Genomic DNA, 18,170 nt, shown 5'->3' with positions numbered 1-18,170 from the left:
CTTGCGCTGGTTATGATTGTGCTTCTGACCTTTCCGGCCACGCAGCCTCTTCATGCGAAGACACTGTCCACGACGGCCCCCACGCTGGCACCCTTCGAAGCCGCGCCGCTCTCGATCGGCGTTTCCTGGTACCCCGAACAATGGCCGGAAAGCCAATGGGAAGCGGACCTCGCATTGATGCGGCGGGCGGGCGTTTCGGTCGTGCGGCTCGGCGAGTTCGCCTGGGCGCGGCTCGAACCGCGCGATGGCGAATTCGATTTCGGCTGGATCGATCGCGCGGTGGCGCTTGCCGGGCGCCATGGCATTCGCGTCGTGCTCGGCACACCGACCGCCGCGCCGCCGGTCTGGCTGACCGAGGCGCATCCCGACGTGCTTCGGGTCAACGAGGACGGTAGCGTCGAGGGGCACGGCGAACGCCGCCAGTTCTCTTTCGCCAGCGCGACCTATCGCCGTTATACGGTGCGCATAGCGGGAGAGATGGCGCGGCGTTACGGGCGCAACCCTGACGTGGTGGGTTGGCAGATCGACAATGAGATTGGCGTACCTTCGTTCGATCGCGAGGCGAAGGCACGGTGGGCGAGGTGGCTCACTGCGCGCTATGGTACGGTCGAGGAACTCAATCGGCGCTGGACGACCGATTACTGGAGCCAGCGATACCAGCGCTTCGATCAAGTGCCGCTGAAGTCGAAAGGACCGCAGAACCCGGCACTGCTGCTCGACTTCAAACGGTTCGCCAGTTTCCTCTGGGCGGAATATGTCGACGAGCAGGCGGCCGCGATCCGCACCCACGCGGACAGGCGGCAGTTCGTTACCACCAACTCGACCGCATGGAACAATAATTTCGACCAGTATCTTGTTCATCGCGGCCTCGATCTCGCCGCATGGGATGATTATGTTCCGAACGGCCGTCCTGACTGGACCGCGAATGCCCTGCATCATGACGTCGTTCGTGGGTACAGGCAGCGCAATTTCTGGATCATGGAAACCCAGCCCGGCCGCGTTGACTGGGGGGCGCTCAATCGATCGCTCGACCCCGGCCAGACGCGCGAACTGGCGTGGCAGGCGGTCGGCCGTGGCGCCGATGCGATCCTCTACTGGCAGTGGCGCAGCGCATTGAACGGGCAGGAGCAATATCATGGTACGCTTGTCGGTCCCGACGGGCAGCCGATGCCGGTCTTCGATGAAATTGCGCGGACGGCACGCGAAATGGCGGCGATGTCACGGTGGTTGAAAGATACGCAGCCCGAGAAAGCCGAGGTCGCTCTGCTCTACTCGCAGGAAAGCCGTTGGGCGATCGAGGCGGAGCGGCACAGTCGCGACTATGATCCCGTCGCAACGATCACGGACTGGTATCGCCCGTTCGCCGACGATGGCTATCGAGTGGACGTACTTCCGCCCGACGCGGATCTTGCAGGCTATCGCCTGGTCGTGGCGCCGAATCTCAATATCTTGTCGGGCGACACCGCGGAACGGCTGAAGGCTTATGTCGAGCGGGGAGGCCATCTGGTCCTCGGTCCCCGATCGGGAATGAAGGACGGCGACAACGCACTGTGGCCGATGCGCCAGCCCGGACCGCTGGGGACCTCGCTTGGCGGACGTGTCGGTTATTATTATCCGCTGGACGGCCCAGTTGCAATGTCGGCGATATTTGGCGACACCACTGCGCATATATGGGGCGAGGTGCTCGAACCCGTCGCCGACGACACTAAGGTGCTGGGGCGTTTCGGCAGCGATCAGGGTTGGCTTTCGGGGCAGCCCGCCCTCCTGCGACGAAAGGTTGGACGAGGCAGCATCGCCTACCTTGGCGCCATTCTCGATCAGCAGGGGCAGGGCCGCTTTACCCGTTGGATGATCACGGAGGCCGCCGTGCCGCGTCCCTTGATGACGCCGGTCGACGGTGTCGAGTTCATGACGCGCGCGCGCGGTGCCGAACGCTTCATCATCGCCGTCAACCACGGTGAAACGGCAAAGCGAATATCTCTGCCCGCTGGAGCTGGTTGGCTACATTCCGATGATGTGCAGGGTGATATGCTGCGGCCCCATGGTGTCGCACTGGCCCATGTTAAGCATGGCACAAGATAGGTCGTAATGGTGTCGGTGTCACGCTGTGGGGCCCATCCCCTCATTGTATGTCGCCGGCCGCTGCGTTCGCGGTTCAGATGATGGCCTAAGCGGATCTCGGAAAGCGGGCGTCGGACGGATCTGCGGCGACAAGGCGCCTGGAACTTGCTCGTAACAGGCCTTCCGAACGCGGCCCAAAAGCTGCCGGTTGGGATCTTCTCTTACTCTTCCGGTCTCACCCCGACGCGTCCGACGTTTGGCTGCGGCAAAACTGGTAGCCTGGCGCCGGCGCGAATATCGCTGCCATGGCGAAAAGGGATAAGTGTGTGGCCGGGGAGGGCATTCCATTCGTTGCTCAGATGGCGATGAACGAGCGTGCGATCGGGTTCGAACCTTGAATTCCACGGCCGGGGTGACCGGCGTCACCCTTACGAGAAGGAATGTTCGTGACCAAAGCGATATTGATCGAGCGCGAAAATGATAAGCATGTCGCCGCGTTGCGTGAGATCGACGACGGGCTTTTGTCCGTTGGCAACGTCGTCGTCGATGTGGAATATTCGACGATGAACTATAAGGACGGACTGTTGATCACCGGCGAGCGGTCGCTCGTGACCAAATTCCCGATGATCCCCGGCATCGATTTTGCGGGAGTTGTCGCTGATAGCGAGGACCCGCGATGGCAGCAGGGTGACCGGGTTGTCGCCAACGGGTTCGGTCTTGGCGAGCGCCATCTTGGCGGGCTTGCTCAGCGGGTACGGGTGGAAGGCGACTGGCTGGTTCGTCTGCCCGACAATGTTTCGCCGTTCCAAGCCGCCGCCATCGGCACAGCGGGATATACGGCAATGCTTTGCGTGCTCCGCCTGGAAAGGCTGGGGGTTCTTCCCGACGATGGCGATATTCTGGTCACCGGGGCGAGCGGCGGCGTCGGCGGCGTGGCGGTCGCGCTGCTCAGCAAGCTCGGCTATCGGGTCGTCGCCGCAACGGGCCGGATGAGCGAGGCGGATTATCTGAAATCGCTCGGCGCCGCGGAAATCCTCGACCGGGCCGAACTGGCGGCACCCGGCGAACCCATGCAGCGGCAGCGCTGGGCGGGCGCCATCGATACGGCGGGCAGTCATACGCTGGTCAATGTCATCGCAGGCATTCGTTATGGCGGCGTGGTCGCTGCCACGGGGCTTGCGCATGGGATCGACTTTCCCGCGACGATGTTTCCATTCATTCTGCGCGACATCACCTTGTCGGGCGTCGACAGCGTCATGCAGCCGATGGCGGCGCGCGAAGAGGCGTGGGCGCGCCTCGCGACCGATCTCGACGTAGCGAAGCTGGAGGCGATGGTCGAGGAGATCGGGCTGTCCGATGTGATCGAGCGCGCGCCGCGTATCCTGGCCGGGGAAATTCGCGGCCGAACTGTTGTCGACGTCAATCGCGACTGAAGACCGACTGGCTGATGATGATGGTCGACGGCCGGTCCCGCAATGCGGAGCCGGCCGCCGAATCTTATTGGGCCGTCATGCCGCCATCGACGACCATTTCCGAGCCGGTCATGAAAGCGGCGTCGTCCGAAGCGAGAAAGGCAACCGCGGCGGCGACATCGGCATCGCGTCCGAAGCGGCCGAGCGGGTGCAGTCCGCCTACCGCGACGCGGGCGTCGCTCTCGACGACACCGAGCCGATCGGAGAATCCCGCCACCAGTTCGCTGCCCATCACCGTGTCAATGACGCCGGGGTGGACCGAATTGACGCGGATGCCTTGGCTGGCGAGTTCAATGGCGACCCCCTTGGTGAACAGGCGAACGGCGCCCTTGGACGCATTGTAGCAGCTGGTGTTCGGCGAACCGATCAGCCCGGCGACCGAAGACAGGTTTATGATCGAACCACCGGCGGCCCAAAGGCTGGCCCGTTCCGCGAGAAGAGGGGCCGCATAGCGACAGCCGAGGAATACCCCTTCGACATTGACGGTATGGATGCGCCGCCAATCGTCGAGGGTGGTATCCGCGAGCGATTTCATCAGGAAGAGGCCGGCGTTGTTGACCAATATGTCCAGGCCGCCGAAGCGGTCCTGTGCAAGGGACATGGCGCTTGCCCAATCCGCTTCGCTGACCCGCTCGGGCAAGATCATGCGCCGCATCCTGCGCAAGATCGCCGAAAATGATTTCGGATCGCTCGGCGACACCTCGACCCTCGCCGACCCCAGCCTCGTTGACGGACTGATCGAGGGGCGCAAGAACCGGTAAAAATGCCGCAGCCTCCCGCCAGCATTGGACGGGCCCGATTCGGGCCGTCTCCGCAGAAGGGCTGGGCAGGCCCCCTGCGCCGCAGAGTAGCGGTGAAGATCGGGACATGAATGGAACTGCAATGGCGCGCGTGGGAACTTTCACACGCGCAGACAGTCGCAAACTCAAGAAGTCACCGAACCCGTCAGCGGCGCCGGCGATCATTTGCTCCGGTCCAGTGCCCACGTCATCAGCCAGCTCCGCCGGCATGCTCGACTATCCTGTCGATTTGTCCCTTTATTGCGGCTCGTGGATCGGCTTTCTGCTCACCCTTCGCGCTCGCTGCAAACCTCGAACTTCCGGCTCTGATGCATGAGCCATGGCCCTAAATGCGGACGGTCTATGCCGCCAATTCGGGCATCGGGTAGGGCTCGGCAGTTATAGCCGCTATTTCGAGCTTGCTTCCGAAAGTTACCGGTCCGCTATACGGCCAATGACGGACACTATAGGATGGCTGGCCCACTTCGTAGCCGGGCTCACGGTTCGATCGATGAGGGTGCCGTCGATTTCCAAAGGAAAAATGGTGGACGCACTTTTTTTAGGGCTCGAACCTAGGACCCGCTGATTAAGAGTCATTGGTTCTTCTAAAATATTGATCTTGTGTCTTTTTATTCTTTCCGTTTTCGTTGGGGCCTCCCACACGTAAACGGCAAACAGGCCAAAGGTTTTTAGGTCGTCGGCCCCGTTATTTCTCACACGGTCAGGGCCTGAAATGATAGGGATAGATTGTCCGTATGTCGCAGATTTATTGGCCACATATGGCCAAATGCCTGTGCGGTAAATCGTTCTTCAGATGACCTCAGCCAAGAACTTGAGGTGATAGCGAGCATGGCGATGCTCACCCGTTCGGTAAAGCGCTCCGAGCTCGACCAGCTTTGTTAGATCGCGCGTAGCCGTCGCAGGAGCGGCGCCGGTGATCGTTTGATAGTTGCGAGCACTCAATCCACCTGTGAAGCCATCAGGGCCTTCCGCGAATATGCGTAGGATAGCTTTCTCCTGTCGTTCGTTGATTTGCCCTTGGATGCTGTCGAACAGGCGTGTCTTTCCGATCAAAAAGCGAACCTCGAGCAGGGTGCGTTCCTGCGCTTCCAGCACGATCGCTCCGAACCAGTTCAACCAGTCGTCGATCCCGAGATCGCGGCTCCCTCTATGAAGAGCGGCGTAATAGTCTTTGCGATGCCGATGGATGGTTTTGGCCAGAGCGGTCAGTGTGGGCGCGTTCAGGGCTTGCGCGAGAGCCTTTTCCGCGATCGCTCTCCCGATACGTCCATTGCCGTCCTCAAAGGGGTGGATGCTTTCGAACCAGAGATGAGCAATGCCAGCGCGCAAGACGGGGCCGAGCGGCTTCCTCCCGTCCGGTGCGCTATCGTTGAACCAGGCAATGAAGGCTTTCATCTCCCCCGCGACCTCAGATGAGGGCGGTGCTTCGAAGTGGACGCGCGGCGCATGGAGAGGGCCCGAAACGATCTGCATCGCATCCTCATGCGTTCGATAACGCCCGACGTCGACGATATCGCGCCTGCCGTTCATCAGCATTGCGTGCCAGTTGAACAGAAGCTCGTCGTTCAAGGGCATTGCGTAGCGTTGAAACAGGTCCGCCATGAGCTCGGCGGCGCCCGCCTCGGCATTGCCGACGCGCCGTTTTTCAGCAGTCAGGCCCAAGTGGCGGGCGAGGGACGACTGCACGCTTGCGCGATCCAGAATCTCACCCTCGATCGCTGAGCTCTCGATCGTTTCCTGAGAGATGAGGTCCAGCGTTAAACCCTGCCGCGCTTCCTGATCGACGTGATGTAGTGCGCCGATGACAACGCCGGCTCCCTTTAGGAAACTGGCCTCCACATCCTGGAGGAGGGAAGGGGAATAACGGAATGACGGCCAGTCTGCTTGTTGCCAATTCCACTGCATGATCGATACCGAGCCCTTCTATCGATCACGATAGCGGTATTTTATGATCGATAGAAGCACCTTCTATCGATCATCCGCACTCGGCCCATTGAGCTTCCGAAATCATTTTGTTCCTGTAAGGAGCCCAACCCCACGCCGTAACTGATTACAGGATCGCATCCATTTCATGATTCCCAAGAGCCGTCGCAAGCGAATTTCCAAAGCACCAGTGCTCCCGGCCCAACCAAATAAGAAACGCGGTCCCAAGCCGCGCGCTATCGTGGAGTTTCCCGAGCCGAACTCGACCATGTGGGGCGATCGGGACATATTCCACGAGGCGCTGGCGCTGCATATGGAGCGGCACGGCGACACCGCGTGGCATCTGCATAAAGCGATTATTGGACCAAAGGACCGTATCGACCGGAAGACCATCGTGCATTGGGTCGCTGGCACAAAGGTACCGCGATCCGTTACAAGCCTGGAAATTCTGAGCCGCATCGAGACGCGCTATCGCCTTCCGGCCGGTTACTTCGCCGCCAAGCTTCCGCATACCGGGCGAGCGGGGAGCGGGCATACCAAACTCGGCGAGATGAGTGTGGCGGAACGCCGCCGGATGGCCTGGCATCTGCCCAATGATTTTGACAGGCGCCCCCTTCGCGAGCGCCGCGAGATTTTGGACTGGGTACGGAAGGTCATTATTTCCGGCGCCACCGACTATCGTCGCTATCAGGCCATGGCCATGCGGCAACGTTATGCGCTTCGCTTCCCGGATCTGAACAACATTCGGCCGCAGGTCCCGGTTGAGCCTGCCGAAGAGTTCGACCTCGGCGAACTGGATGACATCGAACTCGAACTCGTGTCGACATCGCGCGATGCCCCGCGAGCGTTGGCGGAGGAAGTCGCACATCTCATTCAATTCAAGACGGCGACGCTTACCGAGATCGGTTATCAGCGCAACGGCGTCTGGAATGAGCAGACCGCGCTTCAAAAAGTCGATCATCTTGGACTGCTATTCGGCGCGCTCGCCGCGTCGCCCGACGGGGCAGTCGCTGGTTTGGGCGTGCCACTCGCCAAGCTCAGCGTCGCTCTGCTGGTTTTTCCTGCCGTCTGGGACTGGTACGTAAGATGGCGAGAGCGGCGGCGCGGCTTCTTTACTATCTGGGAAGTCAACATGGTGCAGCTTGGGTTGGCGATGACCCGCGCGGACACCGGCTGGCTCCGGCAGCGACCGGATCTGGCGCATAGGCTGCGCCAGATCCCCGGGTTGGTGTCGGAAGCGGACATCCAAGCTGCGCAATCGGATTGGGACGGGGTTTGCGAGGCCTTCTACTCTCACGGCATGGTCCGAGCGAAAGAGATTCAGCGTGTCGCAAAGGTCCATCGCGATACGTTCGAACCGATTATGGTCGAGCTGGAGGCGGATAGCCCCATCGGCGAGTATCGGCGGATCGCGGAGGAGATTGTACGGTTGATGCCGTCTGCGGGGCGCTATCCTCGTCCGGCAGCCGAAGCCATGCGTTCGTTGCTCTTGATCCGGCTCGGGCTGCATTTGGGCATCCGACAACGAAACATGCGGGAACTGCTCCTTTGTCCGCGTGGCGGGACTCCGAGGTCGGAGCGCCAGCTTGAAGCGCAGAGGTGCGGCGAACTGCGCTGGAGCACCAAGGAGAAGGGGTGGGAGGTGCTCATCCCCGCTGCGGCCTTCAAGAACGCGAATTCCTCTTTCTTCGCGAAGCGGCCGTATCGGCTGCTGCTGCCGGACGTTGGAGATCTCTATCGCTTTATTGATAGATATATCCGGATACATCGCCCGGTTCTGCTCAACGGTGCTCCGGATCCCGGCAACTTCTTTGTGAAGACGGTAAAATCCACCAGCCGAGAAGCCGCATACAGCCAGTCTGCATTCTATGAAGCATGGCGGCTGACCATTCAGCGCTATGGGATTTTCAACCCCTATACCAAGCGTGGAGCGATTGAGGGATTGTTGCCGCATGGGCCTCATAATGTGCGCGATGTTCTTGCCACGCATATCCTCAAAGAAACCGGATCGTACGAGCAGGCGGGCTATGCAATTCAAGATACCGCAGATGTGGTCGCCCAGCATTACGGGCGGTTTCTGCCGGAGAACAAAATTGCGCTGGCAGCGAAAGTGATCAACCAAGTCTGGGCTGTGGCTTGAGAACAGCAGGGGAGGCGATGGCGGCGGCGTCCGATTTGCGCCTGATATTGGTCGTTTAGATCCTGATTACGCTGTTCCCAAAAGCGGCCATTCACTGGAGGAGACACGAAGCTTTGGTTTCGATGCTTGTGTCCCACTTCAGCGCTTAGCAGCGCGACCAAATGTACCGAGGGGCGCGGCCAGCGAGGCGCGATGGACGCGCCGCCGGGGCCCCGTCGGAGCCGCGATGGGGTGGCAAGGGCCGTAGCGCGGCTAAGGCTGGCTTGCGACGCGCCGGGCCACGCCCAAGGCTGTGCGCTACCCCAGCGCCACGACGGAGGGAAGGGCCGACAAGAGCGCCGCGCGGTTGCGCGCGGGCCGCGTGGGGCCGACGGCCCACCCGCCAGGAGATCGTCACCGAATGGCCAGGACGCCGCAACGCGGCCCGGGGACGGCGCCGCCGCCACCGGCCTAGAGCCCTGGTCGCGTCCTTGGCGCGAGACGCCTGAATGTTGCAGCCGGCGGCTCCATCCATCGATGTGATGATGGCGACCTGGTCGAACGTCTCGCCATCCCCTTTTTCGCATTGGCGCGGATGGGCGCAGCGACATCCCTGGAAATTGTCGGCGCCCGAACTATCTCCCAATCGGATATAATTTGACTTAAAGGCTCCATTGATGCTGTCGGCGAGCGGTCCATATCGCTATCATCGGCCCCTTGAAGGCTGACGCGGATCGCTATCTGGTCATTCGGTGGCGCGTAAAAATAGTGGGGGCGACATGGCACGTCGGGTATTTTTCAGTTTTCACTATGCGCGCGATGTGCGCCGCATTCAGCAAGTTCGGCAGAGCTGGGTCGTCAGGCCCGAGGGCGAAGCGCAGCCCTTCTACGACAAGGCCGAGTTCGAGGAAGCGAAGCGGCGCGCGGGCGGTATCGAAAACTGGATCGAGCAGCAGCTCAAGGGCACGTCGGTGACGGTTGTGCTGTTTGGTGCCCAGACCTATGATCGCCCTTGGGTCAAGCACGAGATCAAGCGCAGCTACGAGCTGGGCAAGGGACTGCTCGCGATCGACCTGTTCGGCGTGAAAGACCCGCAGACGGGTATCGATGTGCCGGGGCGCAATCCGCTCGACCACTGGAGCATCGACCGCGGCGGCATCAAAACCGCTTTTTCGAAAATCTATCCGACCTACAGCTGGGTGGGCGACGACGGGTATCACAATATGCCCGCATGGATCGAGGCGGCCGCCAAGGCAGCGGGCCGCTAGCAATGGCGATTGATCTGTCGACGCTTACCGAAGCCTCCACGCGCTTTCGGGTCCATGTCACCAAGGCCATGGTCGAGGAAGCGCGGACCCGAAACGCCAAGACTGTCTTTCTCTGCCACAGCCACAAGGACGAGCAATATGTCAAAGGCTTCGTCCAGCTGCTGAATGATGCCGGCTGGGACGCCTATGTCGACTGGATGGACCATGACATGCCGCCGCGTCCAAACCGCAAAACCGCCGAGAATATCCAGCGACGGATCAAGCAATCGACCTATTTCATGTTTCTGGCGACGCCCAATGCCATGAAGTCACGCTGGTGCCCTTGGGAAATCGGCTACGCCGATGGCGTCAAGCAATCGGACCGAATCTTCGTCGCCGCGACTAGGGACGGAGGGGGAATCCATGGCAACGAATATCTCGATCTCTATCGAAGGGTGAATTTTTCCGAAGGAAGAAGGCTCAAAGCTTGGCAACCAGGCGACACTGAGCATGGCGTCGAAATCGCATCGCTTTAGGGGAACAATCGTTTTGCCCCTCGCGATCAACGAGAGCCTGATGGTTGCTCGCCTGCGATGGCTTTGACGATCCGCCGCCGCGATTGGGCGCAGGCAAGCAGCGCCGCCGCTTCGCCAGACTGGTCGATCCAATCGAAAAAGCGTTGGGCGCTAAAGCGGGTCGTTGTTCGGTCGCGGCAATTCTGCAGAAAGAGAAACTGCACTTTTTGCAGGGGGTCGGCGGCATAGACACCGAAGGGCGCCGCCACCACCGTCGCGTCGGGAAAGCCAAGCATCGCGATCGCTTGGCTTTCGGTGGCACCTTTCTGGCAACCGATCACATGAACGGGGCCCGCCGCGGCTGCGAGCGCCGCCTCATATTCGAAGTCGCGTAAAAACGGTTGGCCGACGAGCTCGCGCGCCGCGGCAATTGTTAAAGCCGCCGGGATCGCGTGGACCGCGAACAGCACGGCTTTTCCCGCGACCGGTAATTCGACGCGGTTTCCCGCGCGCTTGCCACCAGGCCGCGCGGCAAAACAGTCGGCGAGCGTGTCGACCATTAGCGCCTGGCGATCGCGAAAGTTGAGACTGCTCCACTGCAGCGCCTCGCCGGTGTGGAACTTGCCCTTGCGCGCCTCGCGCACGCCCAAGCGCGCGAGTGATTGAACTGCGTCGAAGACGGCTTCGCGAATCCGCTCGAGGGCGTCGTCGCGGGTTCGTACCGAACCGCCACGAAAGAAGTTCTGGGTCTGGAGATACTCTCGGAACCGCGCATTGCGCGCGATCTGCGAAGGATCTTTAGGATTGTCGGCGATGTCGGGGAGCGCAACGAGGCGAACCTTGCCCGCCGTCGTTGCCACGCCGCGCATCAATTCGGCATGGCAGATGCCGATATCCGATGCTCCCGCCGCCCAGCCGGCGTTCCCATTGCTCAGCACAACGACGATGTCGGCTTCGTCGACCTGACCGAGGCAAATGTCGATCGAATCGCCCGCGGCGTCGCCGGGCGGGGCATCCTCGTTGATCCAAACCTCGAACATCGGTTTCCCGAAGAGGCGCACGGCTTCGAGTTCGCGCTTCGCTGCGCGGCGCAAATCGCTGAGCGGCGACCCGCCCTCGGGAAACGGGTCGTTGCAGCGGCTCGATATCATCACGCGAAGCTTTTTGTCGGGCATCTACGACTCCATGTTAGGATCAGCGGGGCGGCGGATGGCGGACAACGAAATTCTTCTGTTTCGACAAATAGGGCGCGACGCCTTGCGTCGCGGGATCGAACAGGCGGGGCTTGTGCTTCTTCTCCCATTCCTGCGCGCGCACCTTGTCGATGTCGGCGGGCGGATATGTCAGCTCGACGATCGTCTTTGCGCCGGCGCGCGCCACCGCCAGATATTCGAATGTTTCGCGGTCGGGATTTTCATGCTTGCCGTCGCCCGAAAAGACGTAGTGCTCGGCCGGGAACATCGCAAAGCATTCGGCGCTGTTGTTTCGGTCGCTGCCGTGATGCGGCACCTTGAAAATGTTGACCGACAAGGGTTGCGACTTGCTGGCGAGACCGAAGGCTGCGGCCGCTTCCATCATCTTGTCGCCGCGTGCGTCGCCGGTGAGAAGGAATCGCTTTTTCTCCTTTTCGACGAGGAGGACAATGCTCGACAAATTGGCGACCGACGTGTCGGTGAAGCTCGCGAGCAGCGATGCAGGGGTCGCTTGGCCCTTGTTCCGCGCCTTGAGCCAGGCTGCGAAATCCTTTCGCAAAGCGTCGAGTTCGGTCTTTCGCGGGCCGAGAAGCCGGATCGACAGCCCGTCGATGTCGAGCGGCGCGGCGCTATGCGCCTCGATCGCTTTACCCTTAAATTCGGGGTTAATCGCGATGCCGAGCGCCTTGGCCTGGGTAAGCAAATTATAGCCTTGGGCAATGCTCGCAAGCACCATTCCGAGGTCCTCGGCGCCCTCCTTCGTGGCCTCGGGCGCTATGGCGCCGAGGCTGGCGATGATGGCATCGCCCGCCCCGGCGAGCGCGGCAACGTCACCGCTTTTGGTGTCGACGAGACTCAGAAAGCTGTTGTGCCACAGGCGATCGACCCGAAAATCGGGCTTATGCGTGCCCCCCTGCGCCGCGATATCGTCGAAGAGCGCCTCGATGCCGTTGATATGGTCATCATCGATGTGGCTAACGATTATGAGGTCGATGACGAGCGGATCGGACTTGCCGATCGCGCCTTCGGCGATCCGCTCCTTGCGTAGTTCGAGCAAGCGCGGCTTGAGCGACTGTTTGTAAACGCCAGCGGGACCGCCGTCGATCAGGATCAGGCGCTTATGTCCATTCTCCTCATGGTGGAGGAGCAGGCAATCGCCCTTGGCGGCAGGCAGGACCTCGAGTTCCATATTTTCCCCCTCTCCCTTTTCGCAACCGCAACCTCACCACCCTAGACCCGCTGCATTGCGCGCAAGATATCGAGCATGCCCGCCCCCTGGAAACTGCGCTCGCGTCCGAGATCGGTGCAGCTTTCGCACAGGATCGCCTTGATCTCGGCGGCGCGGCCGAGGAACTCGGGGTTGCGCGCCATCAGCATCGCCGCCGCGCCGCTGACGTGCGGCGCGGCCATGCTCGTGCCGCTGAGAGCGTCCTCGCTCGGGCCGGGGATCATGCTCCATATTTTCTCCCCGGGCGCGACCAGATCAGGTTTCTGGCGACCGTCGCCCGTGGGCCCGCGGCTCGAGAAGAAGCTGACGCCATAGCTGTGGGGCGAGGTGCGATGCGTTGCACCGACGGTGATCACCGCCTCGGCGTTGCCCGGGTCGGTGATACTCGACGGTGCGTAGGATTCGAACGCGCCGCCATCGCTAAGATGGTAACTTTGAAAGCCGTGATTGCCGGCGGCCGCAACGACGACCACACCCGAAGCAACGAGCTTGCTCGCCTCTTCGCAAACAGGGGTTCGGCCGCATGCATAATTACGCACATCGTGGCGAATCGAGAGGCTGATATTGGCGCCATGAATTTCGGTGTGATAGGATCTTGCGTTGAGATAACGGATGAACTGCAAGGCGCCGACGAGCGCAAATTCGCTATCGCCGCCGCCTCCGGTCACGACACGGAAATCATAGAGACGGATATCGGGACACACCCCGCGCTGCGCAGTCGGTGCCCCGCCTGCGAAGTCGGCCGCATCCCAGCCGCCGCCGATGATCCCCGCGACATGCGTACCGTGCGGGTGCGCCGGCACGCCGGGCGAGGCCTCGAGAACATATTTCTCGGCGCGCATCCAGTCGATGGGCCTACGCTCGCGTGCGTCCTGCGCGAGCGATAACAGATCTTTTATGACCAAGCCGAGCGGCAGGCCGCTGCTTTCGGCGAGGAACTGCGCATTGTCGCGGAGGATGTCGCCATTATAAAGATGATCGACGAGCACGGCGCGGCGAAGCTGCGTAAAATCATAGGTGGCAACGACCCGGCTGTTTGGCGGATCGCGCAAATCCTTGAAGGCGGGATGGCTCGCATCGATCCCCGTGTCGAGGACCGCCCAGGCAAGCCGCTCGCAGTTCACAGAAAAAAGCGTCGCGGCCGCGTCGCCCTTGATCGCCGGCACCGAGCGGTCGATCGCGAGCTCGACCGGGCGGTTCAGCGATACCGCGAATATATCATAATCGCTGCCTAGGCCGATGGGGCGCAGCCGCACCAGATGCTCGCCAATCTCGCCGGCAAGCGCCGCGATCGCCTCAATGTCGGCGCGGCGATAAAAGTCGGCGGGCGTCCCGATTTCGGCAGCGTCGGCGGCCTCGGCGCCTTCGGCCCATAGCAGCGATGCCAGCACGCGCAGCGTCGCGGCGAGACGTTCGATCCCGGGAGGCGTCTCGATGGTCGCGCTTGCCCAACCGCGTCTGCGGCGCAGCTCGTGCAGTTGCCGCGCGACGCGCTCCTCCACGCGCGCTGCGACACCATCGTCGGCAGCGAGACCAAGCGACCGTGCCCAGCGGGTGAAAGGCAGCAGCGAATAGGCAAGTTCCTTGATGCGCAGGCGGGCCGCCACAAGACCTTCGACGAAGGACAGGCCGTAGCCGAGCCGATGGCCGGCGTCGCCGAAGCCGGGGCGCTCGGGCGTATCGTAAAGTCGCGCGGCGATGCGCGCCGCGACAAGCCCGGTGGGCGTGTCGCGATAGGCCTCGACCAGGAGATCGAGCGCTTCGCCTGGCGCCCCGGCATAGCCCGCCCAGACGTCGCTGCGGACCGGCGAATCCTGCACGAGACGCCCATCAGCGTCGGGACCAAGAACGAGGCTGTTGACCACCTCGCGACCCAGAATGATCATGTCCCCTCCCGTCACGGCCGCGCGAGCATCGATGCGGCGCGAACACGCGACACGCCGAACATGCTCGAAGGTGCGAGGGCCGTACCCGGCTGTCAAACATTATCGCATCGGCTTTGGTAAGGATTGCCGGGGCGGGCGCACGCTACCGATAAATAGCATATCGGGGAAGATTGCGCTTTGCAGCGCGCGGCCATGAGCTATCGTGCCGGTCTCGAAAATCAGGGAGAGGGCCTGTGGAGGGCAAGCGGCCGCGTAACGTCATTGTCTGCTGCGACGGCACGTCGAACCAGCCGGCAAAACACCAAACCAATGTCGCACGCCTGGTCTACGCACTCGAAAAGGACTTCGAGACGCAGCATGTCTATTATCAGCCGGGCCTTGGAACGCGCGCGTCGCCCGGTTTCCCGCTTCCCGTCGGCAATTTTCTGGCGCGGGTTGGGGGCATGGCGTTCGGCTATGGGATCAAAGACGACCTGCGCGACGCCTATGTGTTCATCATGAACCATTGGCGGCCAGGCGACCAGCTCTTCCTGTTCGGATTCAGCCGCGGCGCCTATACCGTCCGTATCCTCGCTGCCCTGCTCTCCACTTACGGCGTTCCGATGCCCGGCAACGAGGCGCTTCTACCCTATGCGATCAAGATGTTCTGGCGCGCCAATGGGGCCGAAGGCGCAGCGTTCGACACGGTCATGACGCTCGCTAGGCGTTTCAAGGCCAATCTCTCGATGGCCGAATGCAAGCCCCATTTTGTTGGCGTTTGGGATACGGTGAGTTCGGTCGGCTGGATCGGAACACCCGTGGCGCTACCCTATACGGGCGCCAATCCGGATATCGCGCATATCCGGCATGCGATTGCGCTCGACGAGAAGCGGGCCTTTTTCAGGACAAACCGCTTCCGCCCGCACGCCCGGCAGGATTGTGCGGAAATGTGGTTTCCGGGCGATCATTGCGACGTCGGCGGGGGTCATGCCGAATCGGCATCCGGCCTCAGCAAATATTCGCTCCGCTGGATGGCCGACGAAGCCGCGGCGAAAGGGCTTGGCATCGATAAAGACCGCCTTGCCGACATACTCGGCGAGAGCGAGGGGAGCCATTTCACGCCCGCCTCGCCGAAGGCTGAAATTCACCGCATGCCCTTCTATTGGTGGCCGGCAGAATTTCTTCCCAAGAAGCGCTGGGACAACAAGACCCAGCGAACGACACGCCGCCTCAATCTTTTCCGTCGCCGGCGCCCACCGAAAAACGCGCTGATCCATCCCGTCGCGTGGGATATCGACGGCTATGCCGAACGCCATCTAAAGGACTTCCGTCGTCCAGAGGCGCCGCAATGATGCGGTTGGCATGCGTTCCCTTTTGACGCGAGGAGAGACCGCAATGAGCCATTACGAACTCGCCATTCTCGGTTCGCCCACCGAGGCCGAGCGAGCTGCGCTTGTCCGCGCGATTGCCACGCTCGTCGGCGATTTCGGGATAGAAATCGGTCGCGAGCTGATCCTTCACGACGGCGCTAGCGTGGCCGGGCGCAACCCCCGCGCCGCCTTCGTTGCTGCCTATTTCGGGGGCGTCCCCGCAAGCGATGTCGAAGCGGCGCGGATGCTCGTTGCGCAAAGCGCGCCCGTGATCCCGACCGTGGGGCCAACCCAGGAATTTGGCACCTGCATTCCCGATTTCCTCCAGTCGGCGAACGGGCTTCGCCGGCGGGGTGACGACGAACCGATGCGCGAGCTCGCAGCAGCGCTCCTCGAATGCATCGGCCTGCTTCGTCAGCAGCGGCGTGTCTTCGTGAGCTACCGCCGTACCGAGGCGCGCGCCGCAGCGCTGCAACTCCATGACCTGTTGTCGGCACGCGGGTTCGACGTCTTTCTCGACACGCACGACATTCGACCCGGCGATCCCTTCCAGGAAGTGTTGTGGCACCGCCTTGTCGACTCGGATGTCATGGTCATGCTCGACACACCGACCTATTTCGAGAGCCGCTGGACCCGGCAGGAAATTGGCCGTGCCCGTGCCAAGGAAATCCATGTCCTCCGTGTCATATGGCCAGGGCTCGAGCCGAACCGCATGACGGACCTTGCCGAGACGGTCTACCTCGATGCTGACGAACTGACGGGTTCCGACGGTCCGATCGTCGATACCGCCGCCGATGCGATCTTGCTGCGGGTCGAGGATTTGCGCAGCCGGAGCATTGCCGCGCGCTTCATGTCGATCACTGGCAAGCTCAGGGCCGACATTGTGAAGATTGGGGCCGAGGTGGAGGGAATCGGCGCGCATCGGGCAATCGCGGTGCGCCTGCTCGATCAACGCAAGGTCTGGGCCTATCCGATCGTCGGAATCCCGACCGCTGAAATTTTGAACGATGTGGTAGAAAAGGCGCGGCGCGCCGAGCAGCAGGGCATACCGGTGCTCGTTTACGACCATATTGGAATCCGGCAGGCCTGGACGGCGCATCTGAAGTGGCTCGACGAACAGATTGCGGCCGTGCGCGCGATCAAGGTGTCCGACGCCGGTTGGGAACTGGCAGGATGGGAGGCTTGAAAATGGACGCAATTTTCCTGTCCGCCGGCGTCCCCGATCCGCGGCGCGGTCCCGAATATGCCGCGACCGCCGACACGGTGGCGATTACCGCCGCGGTCTCGGCGCTAGTCTATGTCACGCTCGGACGCCGTCCGCTGATCTGGGGCGGCCATCCTGCGATCACGCCGATGATCTGGGTCATCGCCGAAGACTTGGACCTCGATTACGGACGTTGGGTCGGGCTCTATCAGTCACGCCATTTCAAAGACCAGTTTCCGCAAGACAACGCACGGTTCGGCAATGTCACGCTCACCGACGATATCGCCGGCGATCGCGCGCAAAGCTTGCTGCATATGCGTCGACGGATGTTCAGCGAGCATCGCTTCGCCGCCGCCGTCTTCATCGGCGGCATGAGCGGGATCATCGACGAATATGACCTGTTCCGGGAGCTTCAGCCAGAGGCCGCGATTATCCCGGTGGTCTCGACCGGCGGCGCCACGATCGAAGTCGGCAAGCGGCTCGATGCGTTCGCACCCGATCTCGCCGACGATCCCGACTATGTCGCGCTCTTTCACCGCCACCTGGGCATTTCGGCCAGGGAGCGGCGTTTCGACACCCCGGATGCGCAACCGCGCGCTATCGAAGCGCGCTATTGGCGGCCGCCGGAATGAACCGCGAGCCGTCCCCGCTTTCTACGGCTGACGACCGGGCACGGGTCAGTCCGAACCGCCATATCGCATCAGGATTTTTTCCTCGTCGCCGTCGCCAACCACCAACGACCAGTCCGAAAAGCCGAGCCATCCATCGGGCAGCGATGTGGCGGCCTGCATGCCGCTGGCGAGGTCGATCGTGGCTCGGCCAATCCCGCGCTCGAACGGAGCGATGACGAAGCAAGAATGGCCCGCCACGAGGAGTTGCCCCTTGAAAGACTGCCCGATATAGGGGCTGGCCGCTGCGGCGACGGGATCCACGCGCACGGCCACAGGGGGCAGCAATGCGACGGGTTCGCTGTCACTTGGAAGCTGAAGAAACGGCCCGCTCTGATCGGGACGGTCGAAAACGGGTTCCCAGCGATCCGGCGCCCGGCCATCGCCTGCCGCCGCTCCGACGCAGAGCGCGAGCCAGCGCCCGCCAGCATAATCGGACCGAACATAAAATTGTCCCGGTTTTAGCGCGGCGGGATAAACGACGCCGACAATTCCTCGCAGCATC

14 protein-coding genes are annotated in these 18,170 nt (G+C 62.0%); 8 read left to right on the top strand and 6 right to left on the bottom strand.

Annotated features, from left to right (window positions below):
* Positions 1-12 precede the first annotated feature (12 nt).
* On the top strand, positions 13-2,082 hold the full coding sequence (locus J1N50_RS10425; protein ID WP_158500100.1) for a beta-galactosidase: 2,070 nt from the start codon (positions 13-15) through the stop codon (positions 2,080-2,082).
* A 425-nt stretch (positions 2,083-2,507) separates the two neighbouring features.
* On the top strand, positions 2,508-3,494 hold the full coding sequence (gene acuI, locus J1N50_RS10420; protein WP_054590310.1) for an acrylyl-CoA reductase (NADPH): 987 nt from the start codon (positions 2,508-2,510) through the stop codon (positions 3,492-3,494).
* Positions 3,495-3,558: 64 nt separating this feature from the next.
* Here acuI and J1N50_RS10415 read toward each other — a convergent pair whose 3' ends face one another.
* Both J1N50_RS10415 and J1N50_RS10410 read right to left on the bottom strand, forming a co-directional pair.
* Positions 3,559-4,179, bottom strand: coding sequence for an SDR family oxidoreductase (locus J1N50_RS10415; RefSeq protein ID WP_215353419.1), 621 nt, complete (start codon positions 4,177-4,179; stop codon positions 3,559-3,561).
* A 943-nt stretch (positions 4,180-5,122) separates the two neighbouring features.
* Complete coding sequence (locus tag J1N50_RS10410) at positions 5,123-6,238, bottom strand: Fic family protein (protein WP_054588728.1); 1,116 nt, start codon at positions 6,236-6,238, stop codon at positions 5,123-5,125.
* A gap of 166 nt (positions 6,239-6,404) precedes the next feature.
* Between J1N50_RS10410 and J1N50_RS10405 the strand changes: the two genes are divergently transcribed.
* The 3 genes from J1N50_RS10405 to J1N50_RS10395 all read left to right on the top strand — a co-directional run bounded on the left by J1N50_RS10405 (position 6,405) and on the right by J1N50_RS10395 (position 10,158).
* Positions 6,405-8,396 carry a hypothetical protein gene (locus J1N50_RS10405; RefSeq protein WP_058804211.1) on the top strand — a complete coding sequence of 664 codons (1,992 nt, stop codon included), beginning with the start codon at positions 6,405-6,407 and terminating at the stop codon, positions 8,394-8,396.
* 758 nt (positions 8,397-9,154) lie between these two features.
* Entirely contained in the window at positions 9,155-9,643 is a 489-nt protein-coding gene (locus J1N50_RS10400; protein WP_215353418.1) for a TIR domain-containing protein, read from the top strand.
* Between the two features lie 2 nt (positions 9,644-9,645).
* Positions 9,646-10,158: a toll/interleukin-1 receptor domain-containing protein gene (locus tag J1N50_RS10395; protein WP_215353417.1), complete on the top strand. Its 513-nt coding sequence runs from the start codon at positions 9,646-9,648 to the stop codon at positions 10,156-10,158.
* A gap of 26 nt (positions 10,159-10,184) precedes the next feature.
* On the opposite strand, the gene J1N50_RS10390 is transcribed toward J1N50_RS10395, so the two are convergent.
* The 3 genes from J1N50_RS10390 to J1N50_RS10380 all read right to left on the bottom strand — a co-directional run bounded on the left by J1N50_RS10390 (position 10,185) and on the right by J1N50_RS10380 (position 14,444).
* Positions 10,185-11,075, bottom strand: coding sequence for a hypothetical protein (locus J1N50_RS10390; RefSeq protein ID WP_215353416.1), 891 nt, complete (start codon positions 11,073-11,075; stop codon positions 10,185-10,187).
* A 256-nt stretch (positions 11,076-11,331) separates the two neighbouring features.
* Complete coding sequence (locus tag J1N50_RS10385) at positions 11,332-12,519, bottom strand: ComEC/Rec2 family competence protein (RefSeq protein WP_215353415.1); 1,188 nt, start codon at positions 12,517-12,519, stop codon at positions 11,332-11,334.
* A gap of 41 nt (positions 12,520-12,560) precedes the next feature.
* A complete protein-coding gene (locus J1N50_RS10380; protein WP_215353414.1) occupies positions 12,561-14,444 on the bottom strand; it encodes a S8 family serine peptidase in 1,884 nt (627 codons plus the stop codon).
* A gap of 233 nt (positions 14,445-14,677) precedes the next feature.
* On the opposite strand from J1N50_RS10380, the gene J1N50_RS10375 reads away from it, so the two are divergent.
* The 3 genes from J1N50_RS10375 to J1N50_RS10365 are packed head-to-tail and all read left to right on the top strand — an operon-like array spanning position 14,678 to position 17,629.
* Complete coding sequence (locus J1N50_RS10375) at positions 14,678-15,775, top strand: DUF2235 domain-containing protein (RefSeq protein ID WP_215353413.1); 1,098 nt, start codon at positions 14,678-14,680, stop codon at positions 15,773-15,775.
* Positions 15,776-15,818: 43 nt separating this feature from the next.
* Positions 15,819-16,979 (top strand): Thoeris type III anti-phage system protein ThcB4, encoded by a 1,161-nt coding sequence (locus J1N50_RS10370; RefSeq protein WP_215353412.1) that lies wholly within the window; start codon positions 15,819-15,821, stop codon positions 16,977-16,979.
* A 2-nt stretch (positions 16,980-16,981) separates the two neighbouring features.
* Complete coding sequence (locus J1N50_RS10365; RefSeq protein ID WP_215353411.1) at positions 16,982-17,629, top strand: Thoeris type III anti-phage system protein ThcA; 648 nt, start codon at positions 16,982-16,984, stop codon at positions 17,627-17,629.
* Between the two features lie 45 nt (positions 17,630-17,674).
* Here the strand turns inward: J1N50_RS10365 and J1N50_RS10360 are convergent, their stop codons facing one another.
* A complete protein-coding gene (locus J1N50_RS10360; protein ID WP_215353410.1) occupies positions 17,675-18,169 on the bottom strand; it encodes a hypothetical protein in 495 nt (164 codons plus the stop codon).
* Position 18,170: the final 1 nt, after the last annotated feature.

The organism is Sphingopyxis soli (assembly GCF_018682675.1).
GTDB lineage: Bacteria > Pseudomonadota > Alphaproteobacteria > Sphingomonadales > Sphingomonadaceae > Sphingopyxis > Sphingopyxis soli.
This window is presented reverse-complemented; position numbering and strand designations above follow the sequence as displayed.